Origin of the sequence: Uniformispora flossi (genome assembly GCF_049534875.1) — a bacterium.
Taxonomy (GTDB): domain Bacteria; phylum Actinomycetota; class Actinomycetes; order Streptomycetales; family Streptomycetaceae; genus Yinghuangia; species Yinghuangia aomiensis.
Genome location: NZ_JBMULZ010000024.1, coordinates 45,804 through 56,597 on the forward strand (window position 1 = coordinate 45,804; position 10,794 = coordinate 56,597).

Annotated in this window: 11 protein-coding genes; 5 read left to right on the top strand and 6 right to left on the bottom strand. The window is 72.8% G+C overall.

Annotation, left to right across the window (positions count from 1 at the left end; all coding sequences use genetic code 11):
* Positions 1 to 10: 10 nt before the first annotated feature.
* The 3 genes from ACPA54_RS34540 to ACPA54_RS34550 all read right to left on the bottom strand — a co-directional run bounded on the left by ACPA54_RS34540 (position 11) and on the right by ACPA54_RS34550 (position 3,222).
* Positions 11 to 1,036, bottom strand: coding sequence for an amidohydrolase family protein (locus ACPA54_RS34540; protein ID WP_423535811.1), 1,026 nt, complete (start codon positions 1,034 to 1,036; stop codon positions 11 to 13).
* 68 nt (positions 1,037 to 1,104) lie between these two features.
* Positions 1,105 to 2,316 carry a 4-hydroxybenzoate 3-monooxygenase gene (locus ACPA54_RS34545; RefSeq protein WP_423535812.1) on the bottom strand — a complete coding sequence of 404 codons (1,212 nt, stop codon included), beginning with the start codon at positions 2,314 to 2,316 and terminating at the stop codon, positions 1,105 to 1,107.
* Positions 2,317 to 2,454: 138 nt separating this feature from the next.
* Entirely contained in the window at positions 2,455 to 3,222 is a 768-nt protein-coding gene (locus tag ACPA54_RS34550) for an IclR family transcriptional regulator (protein WP_423535814.1), read from the bottom strand.
* Positions 3,223 to 3,318: 96 nt separating this feature from the next.
* Here ACPA54_RS34550 and ACPA54_RS34555 point away from each other — a divergent pair, with 96 nt between their 5' ends.
* Positions 3,319 to 4,017: a substrate-binding domain-containing protein gene (locus ACPA54_RS34555; protein ID WP_423535815.1), complete on the top strand. Its 699-nt coding sequence runs from the start codon at positions 3,319 to 3,321 to the stop codon at positions 4,015 to 4,017.
* A gap of 19 nt (positions 4,018 to 4,036) precedes the next feature.
* Here the strand turns inward: ACPA54_RS34555 and ACPA54_RS34560 are convergent, their stop codons facing one another.
* The gene (locus tag ACPA54_RS34560; protein WP_423535817.1) at positions 4,037 to 4,915 is read right to left on the bottom strand and encodes a hypothetical protein; all 879 of its coding nucleotides are present in this window, start codon (positions 4,913 to 4,915) and stop codon (positions 4,037 to 4,039) included.
* Positions 4,912 to 5,907 carry a quinone oxidoreductase family protein gene (locus ACPA54_RS34565; RefSeq protein ID WP_423535819.1) on the bottom strand — a complete coding sequence of 332 codons (996 nt, stop codon included), beginning with the start codon at positions 5,905 to 5,907 and terminating at the stop codon, positions 4,912 to 4,914. Before ACPA54_RS34565 ends, ACPA54_RS34560 begins: the two co-directional genes overlap by 4 nt.
* 185 nt (positions 5,908 to 6,092) lie before the next feature.
* On the opposite strand from ACPA54_RS34565, the gene ACPA54_RS34570 reads away from it, so the two are divergent.
* On the top strand, positions 6,093 to 6,779 hold the full coding sequence (locus ACPA54_RS34570) for a TetR/AcrR family transcriptional regulator (protein ID WP_423535821.1): 687 nt from the start codon (positions 6,093 to 6,095) through the stop codon (positions 6,777 to 6,779).
* A gap of 143 nt (positions 6,780 to 6,922) precedes the next feature.
* Here the strand turns inward: ACPA54_RS34570 and ACPA54_RS34575 are convergent, their stop codons facing one another.
* Complete coding sequence (locus tag ACPA54_RS34575; protein ID WP_345680445.1) at positions 6,923 to 7,684, bottom strand: IclR family transcriptional regulator; 762 nt, start codon at positions 7,682 to 7,684, stop codon at positions 6,923 to 6,925.
* A 70-nt stretch (positions 7,685 to 7,754) separates the two neighbouring features.
* On the opposite strand from ACPA54_RS34575, the gene ACPA54_RS34580 reads away from it, so the two are divergent.
* From ACPA54_RS34580 to dmpG, 3 genes are read left to right on the top strand one after another with little or no spacing between them, the layout of a single operon-like run.
* Positions 7,755 to 8,636 (top strand): 2-keto-4-pentenoate hydratase, encoded by an 882-nt coding sequence (locus tag ACPA54_RS34580; protein WP_423535823.1) that lies wholly within the window; start codon positions 7,755 to 7,757, stop codon positions 8,634 to 8,636.
* On the top strand, positions 8,633 to 9,634 hold the full coding sequence (locus tag ACPA54_RS34585) for an acetaldehyde dehydrogenase (acetylating) (protein WP_423535825.1): 1,002 nt from the start codon (positions 8,633 to 8,635) through the stop codon (positions 9,632 to 9,634). The genes ACPA54_RS34580 and ACPA54_RS34585 overlap by 4 nt, the downstream gene beginning before the upstream one ends.
* Positions 9,631 to 10,635, top strand: coding sequence for a 4-hydroxy-2-oxovalerate aldolase (gene dmpG / locus ACPA54_RS34590; protein ID WP_423535827.1), 1,005 nt, complete (start codon positions 9,631 to 9,633; stop codon positions 10,633 to 10,635). Before ACPA54_RS34585 ends, dmpG begins: the two co-directional genes overlap by 4 nt.
* Positions 10,636 to 10,794: the final 159 nt, after the last annotated feature.

A 10,794-nucleotide genomic window follows, 5' to 3' on the forward strand; every position in this document is an offset into this window, starting at 1 on the left:
GATCGGCGGTTCAGCGGCCGGCCGCGGCGAGGCGGGCGGCGAGGCGGGGGTGGACGCGCAGGGCGTTGCCGGAGTAGACGGCTTCGCGGTCGGCGTCGGTGAGGTTCGGGGTGGCTTCGACGTACCGCTTGGTGTCGTCGAAGTAGTGGCCGGTGCGCGGGTCGATGTCGCGGACGGCGCCGATCATCTCGCTGGCGAACAGCACCGAGCTGCTGGGGATGACCTGGGTGAGCAGGTCGATGCCGGGCTGGTGGTAGACGCAGGTGTCGAAGAAGACGTTGTCCAGCAGCGTCTCCGGGTCCGGCTTGCCCAGGGCCATCGCCAGCCCGCGGAAGCGGCCCCAGTGGTAGGGCACCGCGCCGCCGCCGTGCGGGATCACGAACTTCAGCGTCGGGAAGTCCTGGAACAGGTCGCCCTGGACGAGCTGCATGAACGCGGTGGTGTCGGCGTTGAGGTAGTGCGCGCCGGTGGTGTGGAAGGCCGGGTTGCACGAGGTGCTGACGTGGATCATCGCCGGGATGTCGTACTCGGCCATGGCCTCGTAGATCGGATACCAGCTGCGGTCGGTCAGCGGCGGGGCGGTCCACTTGCCGCCGGACGGGTCCGGGTTGAGGTTGACCGTGACCGCGCCGAGTTCCTCGACCGCGCGGCGCAGTTCCGGCAGACAGGTGGCCGGGTCGACGCCGGGCGACTGCGGCAGCATCGCGCCGGTCGCGAACCGGTCCGGGTACAGCGTGCTCACCCGGTGGACCAGGTCGTTGCAGATCCGCGCCCAGGCCGAGGAGACCGCGAAGTCGCCGATGTGGTGGGCCATGAAGCTGGCGCGCGGGGAAAAGACCGTCAGGTCGCTGCCGCGCTCGTCCATGAGCCGCAGCTGGTTGCCCTCGACGGCCTGGCGCAGGTCGTCGTCGCTGATGACCAGGTCGTCGGGGTCGGGGGCGTTGCGCGGGTCGCCGACCGCCGCCACCTGCCGGTCCCGCCATTCCGCGAGCTGCGGCGGGGCGGTGGTGAAGTGCCCGTGGCAGTCGATGATCATGCGTGCTCTCCTCGGGGGTCGCGCGTCGGGCGGGTCAGGGGTCCGGGCGGGTCAGGCTTTGGGGCGGGTCAGGCGTTGGGGCGGATGGGCCAGCCGGTGTACTGCTCGGCCAGGTAGGTCCGGCCCGCCCGGGTGCCGACCACGTTGTCCAGCTCGCCGAGCTGGCGGCGCAGGTCGTAGTCGGAGCCGCCGGGGGCGGTGTGCAGCATCTGGGTCATCCAGTACGAGAAGTTCTGCGCCCGCCACACCCGCTGCAGGGCCTGCGGCTGGTAGTCGTCCAGCGCGTTCTCGCCTTCGCTGCCGAGCGCCCGCACGAGGACCTTGGCGAGCACCTTGACGTCGTGCAGCGCCAGGTTGAGGCCGCGGGCGCCGGTCGGCGGGACGGTGTGCGCGGCGTCGCCGGCCAGCACCATCGAGCCCCAGCGCATCGGCTCCTGCACGAACGAGCGGAACTTCAGCACGGACTTCTCGAAGACCGGGCCTTCCTTGAGGCGGAAGCCGTCCGGGCCGGCCACCCGGGCCTGGAGGGTCTCCCAGATGCGGTCGTCCGGCCACGCGTCGACGTTCTCTTCCGGGTCGCACTGGAAGTACATGCGCTGCACGGTCTCGGTGCGCTGGCTGATGAGCGCGAAGCCGTGCTCGGAGTGGGCGTAGATCAGCTCGGGCGCGCTCATCGGCGCCTCGGTCAGGATCCCGAACCAGGCGAAGGGGTATTCCTTGCCGTAGCGCACCCGGCGGTCCTCGGGGACCAGGCCGCGGCACATGCTGCGCGAGCCGTCGGCGCCGACCACGTACCGGGCCCGGATCTCGTGCCGGGTGCCGTCCGCCGCGGTGTAGCGGACCCGCGGGTTGCCGGTGGTGATGTCCAGGACTTCGGTGTCCTTGATGCCGAAGAGGACCGTGCCGCCGTCGCGCTGCCGGGCGTTCGCGAGGTCGATGAAGACGTCGGTCTGCGGGTAGAGCCACACGGACTCGCCGACCAGGTCCTGGAAGTCGATGCGGTGCGCCTGGCCGCCGAAGCGCAGTTCGACGCCCTCGTGTTCGTAGCCGTCGGCCAGGATCCGGTCGGAGACGCCGGTCTCGACCAGGTCGCGGGCGACGTCGGCTTCGAGGATGCCGGCCCGCTGGGTGTTCTCGATCTCGTGCCGGGTGCGTGTGTCGAGGGCGATCGTCTCGATTCCGGCGCGGCCGAGCAGGTGCGCGAGCATCAGGCCGGCCGGACCGGCCCCGACTATCGCAACGGGGACCGGCGTGACGGAATCGACGGCGGCATCGGCCATGGGGTTCTCCCGGGTGACTGCTGAACTGCGCGGTTACCCGGAACGCTGGCAGCCTTCACCCTCCGCGGTCAGCCGCGTTTCCGTCAGACGGAAACCCACCCGCCGGATCGGCCGGGATTCCGGCAGGCGGAAACGCTGTCAGCCGGTGGTCTTGGCCCGGCGGCCCAGCTCGTCGGAGATGGCGAAGGCCGCCCGCAGCGCCGGTTCGCGCAGCCCGCGCGCCCGGCTCGCGTTGCCCGCCGCGATGACGATGCCCAGCGCCGCGGTCACCGGCCCGGTGCGGCCGATCCGCACCGCGGCGGCCACCGCGACGGTGCTCTCCGACAGCTGCCGGTCGCTGACGAAGACCTGCTCGCGGCGGATGCGGACCAGCTGGCCGCGCAGCGTCTTCGGGTCGGTGACGGTGTGCGGGGTCCACGAGCGCAGCGGGGCGTCGAGGACCGCGTCCTGGATGTGCCGGGGGGCGTGTGCGAGGAGAACCCGGCCCATGCCGGTGGAGCCGATGGGGAACCGGGAGCCGACCATCGTCACCAGCTCGACCGAGCGGTGCCCGGCGATGCGTTCGACGAACACCAGCTCGGTTCCCTCGCGGACGGCGAGCTGGATGTTCTCGTGCGTGCCCTCGTAGAGGTCCTGCATGAACGGCAGCGCCACATCGCGCAGGATCTGCGTCTGCGGGCAGCCGGACGCGATCTCCCACAGCCGGAGCCCTACGTGCCACGACCCGTCGTCTCCGCGTTCGATCGCGCCCCACCCGGCGAGTTCCATGACGACGCGGTGCGCGGTGCTCATCGGCAGGTCGGTGCGCTGGGCGATCTCGGACAGCGTCTGCGTCTGGTGTTCGCGGTCGAAGGTCGACAGGACCTTGAGGACTTTGCCCGCCGCCGTGCTCCGCGTTGTGCTCACCCGGTCAGTGTCCCAGACCGGGTGATCGCACCGACCGGTTGATCGCGGACGCCGCCGCAGGCCGTACGATGCGCGCCGACGCAAGGAGGCGACAACGTGGACCGGCAGAACCGACAGATCCGTGGGCTGTCCTCGATGGCGACGCGGCAGATCCTGGCCGAGCTGGCCGCGCACATCGGGGAAGCGCACGGGATCCCCGTGGAGTTCGAGGCGGGCGGCGGTGTAGCGATCGCCCAGCGGGTCCGCGACGGCGCGCCGGGCGACGTGGCCGTGCTGGCCGAAGGCGCGCTGGCCGAGCTGGCGCGCGAGGGCCATGTCGTCGCCGCCACGGTGCGGCCGCTGTGGGTGTCGCAGGTCGTCGTCGCCGTGCCGACCGGCGCACCCGTCCCGCCGCTGGCCAAAGAAGCCGACCTGCGCGCCGCGCTCCTCGACACCGAGCGGATCGCCTACTCGACCGGCCCGAGCGGAACAGCGCTGATCGAGCTGATCGCGCGCCTCGGGCTCGCCGACGCACTCGGCGACCGGCTCGTGCAGGCCCCGCCGGGGGTGCCGGTGGGCACGCTGCTGGCGTCCGGCGAGGCCGGCCTGGCGTTGCAGCAGCACAGCGAACTGATGGATCTGCCTGGCGTGTTCGTCGTCGGCCCGCTGCCGGGCGACACCGCCATCGCGTCCACGTTCGGCGGGGCCGTGATGACGGTGTCGGAGGATCCGGCGCGGGCCCGGGAGGTGCTCGGCCTGCTCGGCTCCGCGGCCGGGGCCGAGATCGCCGAGGCGCGGGGGATGCGGGCCGTCTGAGGTCTTCACCCCCGACCGGTCAGGCCGGCCCGGACGGGCCCTCCAGTTCCACGTCGAAACCGAGGACGTCACGCCGGGTGAAGGCGGTGGCCGGCCAGGCGGCGGGGTCGTCGGCCGCGAACACCGCGGTGGTGATCCCGGCGCCGGTTTCGTTCAGGCGTTCGGCGAGGGGGCCGTCCGCGAGCGGCTGGACGTACTCCAGTTCGAGGCCGCGCAGGGCGATGCGCGCGGACCGGGACGCCGCGTCGGCCCGGTGGCCGTACGGGTCGGTGCGGTCCCCGGCGGCGATCAGGCGGACCAGGTTGCCGAGGTAGTGGTCGAGGTCGTCGACCAGGACGCGCAGCCGCCGGAGCCGGCCGACCTTGGCGTCGATGCGGGGGCGCGGGTAGGTGAAGGCCGGGTACATGTACTGCTGCTTCGCCGCGTCGATCCACGGCGCTTCGGAGAACTCGAAGTCGAAGCCGAACAGGTGCCGGGCGCCCATGTAGAAGCCTTCGGCGAGTTCGCCGTCCGGTTTGGCGTTGCCCTCGCCGAGGTACTTCGTCCACGAGCCGCCGACGGTCTGCCAGGCCATGCGCGTTGTGGCGCCGGCGTCTTCCAGGATCCGGCGGGTGTCCGGCGCGTCGGCCACGAAGAAGGTCAGGTTGCTGACGCACGGCCCGGCACGGCGCAGCTCCTCGGCGGTGAAGATGCCCTCACGCAGCGGGCTGCAGAACTGGAACATCGCGTCGCCGCACCCGCGGTGGTCGATGTCCAGGACGACGCCGGTGATACGGCGCACCAGCTCCTGCTCGATCGGCCCCGCCCCAAGCAGCCTCTCGAACTCCGCGCACGCGGCCGGGACATCGCGGACGGCGGACTCGATCTGCAGGCAGTTGGTGGTGAGTTCGATGCTCATTCCGCAACGCCGACGGCCAGGACGAGCTTTCCGGTGGTGCCGCGGCTCTCCAGCAGCCGGTGCGCTTCCGCGGCTTCCGCCAAGGGGAGGACGGCGTGCACGTGCGGCGCCAGCCATCCTTCGCGGACCCCGCGCCACACGTCGTCGGCCTTTTTGAGGACCTCGGCGCGGTCGCGGAGGAAGTTCGTCATGTACCCGCCGGACACGGTGATCGACCGCGGCACCAGCTCCAGCGGCGAGAACGCCTCGGGCGCGCCGGACGCCTGCCCGAAGACGCAGATCCGCCCGCGGTCGGCGACGGCCTTCAGATTGCCGCGGAAGGTGCCGGCGCCGACCCCGTCGATGATGTAGTCGACGCCGCGGCCGTCGGTCAGCCGCAGGATCTCGGCGGCGAAGTCGGTGTTCGTGTAGTCGACGACGTGGTCGACCCCGGCGGCGCGGGCCGAGGCGGCCTTCGCGGGCCCGCCGACCGTGCCGTACACGGTCGCGCCCAGCCGCTTGAGCCAGCGCGCCGCTGTCCGACCGGTCCCGCCGGCCGCCGCGTGCACGAGCACCGACACGCCCGGCCCCACGGGGAATTGGTCGTGCACGAGGTAGTGCGCGGTCAGCCCCTGGAGCAGCGCCGCCGCGGCGGTCTCCAACGACACGTCGTCGGGCACGGGGATCGCCTGGGCGGCCCCGATCACCGTGTACTCGGCATACGAGCCCACGCTCGACGCCTGCTTCACCGGCGCCCACGCCACCCGGTCGCCGGGCGCCACCGTGTCCACGCCGTCCCCGACGGCCGCGACCACGCCCGAGCCCTCCACTCCGGGCACCAGGGGAAACGGCGTGTGGGCGGCACCGCTGCGCATGAACACGTCGGCGAAGTTGACCCCGGCGTAGGCGGTCCGCACCAGGACCTCGCCCGGCCCGGGCTTCGGCGTGGGTATCTCGGCGGTCTCGAGCACCGACGCATCGCCGGCCGCGCCTGCCAGGACTGCTCGTGTCACGGGTCTCCTACCGTCCTCTACCGTCCTCGCGGCGGCGCCCTGCCGAGGCCCTGCCCGGGCCCGGAACGCCGCCCCCTATTAATTGCGACGGATGGTCGCAGATAATGGATGAGGCGGCAAGGGATACCGTTCCGACCGGCAGGCGGCGCACGAGGGGTGACGGGCACGCGAGGGAGGGGATCGAGATGACGGCACATGCGGCGGACGTCGCGGGCGGCGTTCCGACCGACGGCCCGAGTGGCGCCCCGGCCGACGTGCCTACCGGCATCCCGGTGAAGCGCCCCGCACGCGGACGCGGGAGGCCGCCGGGTCCGGCCGCCGGGGTCCGCGACGCCGTCCTCGGGGCGGTCCGCGACGAACTGGTCGCGCACGGCTACGCCGGGTTCCGGATGGAACGCATCGCCGAACGCGCCGACGTCCACAAGGCCACGCTCTACCGGCACTGGCCCACCCGGACCGCGCTGGTCCGCGAGGCGACCGCCGACTGGCAGCGCACCCACCTCGACCTGCCCGACACCGGCTCGTGGCCCGACGACGTCCGCGCCTTCTGCACCGCCTTCGCGGCACTCCAACGCCAGGAGTACACGCGGGCCTTGCTCCGCACCATCGTCTTCGCCAACGTGGACGACCACGGCCTCCGCGACGAACTCCACACCACCTGGCGCCGCATCGCCGGCCAACTCCGCGAACCCGCACTCCGCGCCCGCCGCCGCGGCGACGTGGCCGCCGACTGCGACCCCGACTTCGTCATCGAGATGATCGCGGGCCCGATGGTCCACCGATCGGTCGTCACCGACCGCACCCTCGACGATGAATTTGTGCACGCCATCGCGGAGTTCGTGATCGCGGCGACGTGGCAGAGGGCGGTCTAGCGAGTCGTTTGGCCGACTGGGGACCGCCGAAGCCGCCGATCTGAAGGCAGGCATCGTCGGGCTCCCGCTGCCCGCGGTGCCGACATCGCCTTGCGGCGTTGCGCCGTGCGCGGCGGGCGTTCGGTGGTGCCCGGCCGGCCGGGTCAGCTCCGCGCGTCGCGGCGCGCCAGCACGCCGCCGAGCGCGGTCGCCGCGGCGCGCAGCGCGGCCACGTGCGTGTCGGGGCGGAACCGCGGCGACGGGCCGGCGACGCTGATCGCCGCCACGGGTTCGCCACCCGGGCCGAGGACAGGCGCGGCGACGCAGACCAGGCCGACCGTGGACTCCTCGTACTCGAACGCCACGCCGGTCTCCAGCGCCGCGTCCAACTGGCGGCGCAGCGCCCCGGGGGCGACCACGGTGTGCGGGGTCCGCCGGACCAGCGGCCCGGAAAGGACCTCGCGGCGCAGGTCGTCGCCCGCGTGGGCGAGCAGCACCTTGCCGATGCCCGTGCAGTGCATGGGCATGCGGCCGCCGACCCGGGACGGGGTGCGGGCTTGGCGGTGGCCGCCGATCTTGGCGACGTACACGACGTCCGTGCCTTCGCGGACGCCGAGATGGACGATCTCGTGGGTGCGCTCGTACAGGTCCTGGAGGAACGGCATCGCCAGTTCCAGCAGCCCGCGCTCGGCCGAGGCGCGCATGCCCAGTTCGAACAGGCCTCCGCCCAGCCGGTAGCCGTCCGGCTCCCGGTCCAGCAGCCGCAAGCCGACCAGCTCGTTCGCGAGCCGGTGCACGGTGGCCTTGTGCAGGCCCGTGCGGCGCACCAACTCGGCGAGCGGGACGGTGCGGTCGTCGACGGTGAACGCGTCCAGGATCGCGGTGGCTTTGCTCAGCACGGTGGCGTGGTCGGGGCTTGCGGACATCCGTGCAGCGTATCGCTCAGCGAGACGAGGTGCTTGCCGCGCTTTCCCGGCGCCGCCGACGATGCTGACCATGACCAGTGCTCTCCCCCACGGTGCCGACGCGGTGCGGAACGCCGCCGAACGGCTCCTCGAGGCCGCCGCGAAGGGCCGCCCGTGCGCCCCGGTGCGCGACCTGATCGCGCCCGACGACCTCGAGGCCGCCTACGCCGTCCAGCGACGGACCGTCGACGACCGGCTCGCCCGCGGCGCCCGCGTCGTGGGCCGCAAGATCGGACTGACCTCGGAAGCCGTGCAGCGGCAACTCAAGGTGGACCGCCCCGACTTCGGCGTGCTGTTCGCGGACATGGCGTACGCCGACGGCGATGTCGTGCCCGCCGACGCCGTGCTCCAGCCGCGTGTCGAGGCCGAGGTGGCCTTCGTCCTCGGCGCCGACCTCGCCGACGGCCCCCTCGACTACGCCCAGGTGCACGCGGCGATCGACTACGCGGTGGCGGCCCTGGAGATCTGCGGCAGCCGGATCGCGGACTGGGACATCAGCTTCGCCGACACGGTGGCCGACAACGCGTCGGCGGGCGCCTACGTGCTCGGCACCGTCCACCAGGGCCTCGACGCGTTCACCCCGCGCGACGCGGCGATGGTGATGCGCATCGGAGACGAGGTGGTCTCCACCGGAAGCGGCGCCGCCTGCCTGGGCGACCCGATCGAGGCGGTCGCCTGGCTCGCCCGCCTGGCACGCGAACTGGGCGAGCCGCTGCGGGCCGGACAGGTGATCCTGTCCGGCGCGCTGGGGCCGATGCGGCCGGTGGGCGCCGGGGACGCGGTCACGGCGGACATCGGCGGGCTGGGGACGGTGGCGGTGGTTTTCGGGCCGTCGGGCGCACCGGCGTCCGTCGGAGCGGCCGGTCCGGTTGGGTCCGTCGGTTCGGTTGGCTCTGTCGAGGAGGACGCATGAGCAAGACCAAGGTCGCCGTCATCGGGTCCGGCAACATCGGCACCGACCTGATGATCAAGGTGCTGCGCACCAGCGAGCACCTGGAAATGGGCGCGATGGTCGGCATCGACCCGGAGTCGGAGGGCTTGGCCCGCGCACGCCGGTTCGGCGTCCCGACCACCCACGAGGGCGTCGACGGGCTGATCGCGCTGCCCGGGTTCGACGAGATCGAGATCGTGTTCGACGCCACGTCGGCGAGGGCGCACCAGCACAACGCGGAGCGGCTGCGGCCGTATGGCAAGCGGCTCGTCGACCTGACGCCGGCCGCACTGGGGCCGTACGTCGTTCCGGCGGTCAACCTGGACGCGCACCTCGACGCGGACAACGTCAACATGGTCACCTGCGGGGGCCAGGCGACGATTCCGGTGGTCGCGGCGATCGGGAGCGTGGCGCCGGTCGCGTACGCCGAGATCGTGGCGTCCATCGCGTCGAAGTCCGCCGGACCGGGCACGCGCGCGAACATCGACGAGTTCACCGAGACGACGTCGGCGGCCATCGTCGAGGTCGGCGGGGCGCGGCGCGGCAAGGCGATCATCGTGCTCAACCCGGCGGAACCGCCGCTGATCATGCGGGACACGGTGTTCGCGCTCGTGCACGCGCCGGGCGGCGACGCCGCTTCCGAGGCCGGGTCCGACATCGAGGAAGCGATCCGGGGCGCCGTCGCGTCGATGGTCGCCTCGGTCGCCGAGTACGTGCCCGGGTACCGGCTCAAGCAGGAAGTCCAGGTGGCCCCGGTGCCCGCGGACCAGCCGCTGGACACGCTGGTCGAGCCGGGCAGCGCGCGGCCGACCCACCAGGTCTCGGTGTTCCTCGAAGTCGAGGGCGCCGCACACTACTTGCCCGCGTACGCGGGCAATCTCGACATCATGACCTCGGCGGCGCTGCGCGTCGGGGACCGCATCGCGGCCTCGGGCGCGTCCGGCAGCACCGTCCGGCAGCCCGTGGAGGCGACCTCGTGAGCACCCCGATCTTCGTCCAGGACGTCACCCTGCGGGACGGCATGCACGCCGTCCGGCACCGCATCTCGACCGAGGACGTCCAGCGCATCGTCGCCGCCCTCGACCGGGCCGGCGTGGACGCCATCGAGGTCGCGCACGGCGACGGCCTCGCCGGCAGCTCCCTCAACTACGGCCCCGGCTCGCACACCGACTGGGCGTGGATCGAGGCGGCCGCCTCGGTCCTGGAACGCGCCCGGCTGACCACGCTGCTGCTGCCCGGGGTCGGCACGATCCGCGAGCTGCGGCAGGCGTACGACCTCGGCGTCCGCTCGGTCCGGGTGGCCACGCACTGCACCGAGGCGGACATCTCGGCCCAGCACATCGCGGCGGCACGCGAACTCGGCATGGACGTGTCGGGCTTCCTGATGCTGTCGCACATGGCGCCGCCCGCCGAACTCGCCGAGCAGGCGCGGCTGATGGAGTCGTACGGCGCGCACTGCGTGTACATCACCGACTCGGGCGGCCGGCTCACCATGAACGACGTCGCCGCCCGGGTGCGCGCCTACCGCGACGTGCTGCGGCCGGAGACCGAGATCGGCATCCACGCGCACGAGAACCTGTCGCTGTCGGTGGCGAACTCGGTGGTCGCGGTGGAGAACGGCTGCTTCCGCGTCGACGCGTTCCTGGCCGGACACGGAGCGGGGGCGGGGAACTGCCCGCTGGAAGCCTTCGTCGCGGTCGCCGACCTGTCGGACTTCGCGCACCGCTGCGACCTGTTCGCGCTGCAGGACGCCGCCGACGACCTGGTCCGGCCGCTGCAGGACCGCCCGGTACGGGTGGACCGCGAGACGCTGACGCTCGGCTACGCCGGGGTCTACTCGTCGTTCCTCCGGCACGCGGAGGCGGCTTCGGCGCGCTACGGCGTCGGCGTCCGGGACCTGCTCATGGAGTGCGGCCGCCGCGGCTTGGTGGGCGGCCAGGAGGACATGCTCGTGGACATCGCGCTGACGCTGGCGTCGTGACGCCTCCAGGGCGTGGTCCGGGGGTGTGACGCGCCGAGGTACGGCCCCGGCGTGTGACGCGCGTCGGGGCGCGGGGGGGGGGGGGCACCCCCCCCCCCCCACCCCGGCCACGAAACACAACCCGAACACGTTAAGTTAAGAGTGAAGGGGGGGGGTAGG

Coding starts and splice junctions, on each gene's coding strand:
- ACPA54_RS34540 (WP_423535811.1), bottom strand. CDS start 1,036: ATGATCATCGACTGCCACGGGCACTTCACCACCGCCCCGCCGCAGCTC.
- ACPA54_RS34580 (WP_423535823.1), top strand. CDS start 7,755: ATGACCAGTGCTCTCCCCCACGGTGCCGACGCGGTGCGGAACGCCGCC.
- ACPA54_RS34575 (WP_345680445.1), bottom strand. CDS start 7,684: ATGTCCGCAAGCCCCGACCACGCCACCGTGCTGAGCAAAGCCACCGCG.
- ACPA54_RS34560 (WP_423535817.1), bottom strand. CDS start 4,915: ATGAGCATCGAACTCACCACCAACTGCCTGCAGATCGAGTCCGCCGTC.
- ACPA54_RS34585 (WP_423535825.1), top strand. CDS start 8,633: ATGAGCAAGACCAAGGTCGCCGTCATCGGGTCCGGCAACATCGGCACC.
- ACPA54_RS34570 (WP_423535821.1), top strand. CDS start 6,093: ATGACGGCACATGCGGCGGACGTCGCGGGCGGCGTTCCGACCGACGGC.
- ACPA54_RS34545 (WP_423535812.1), bottom strand. CDS start 2,316: ATGGCCGATGCCGCCGTCGATTCCGTCACGCCGGTCCCCGTTGCGATA.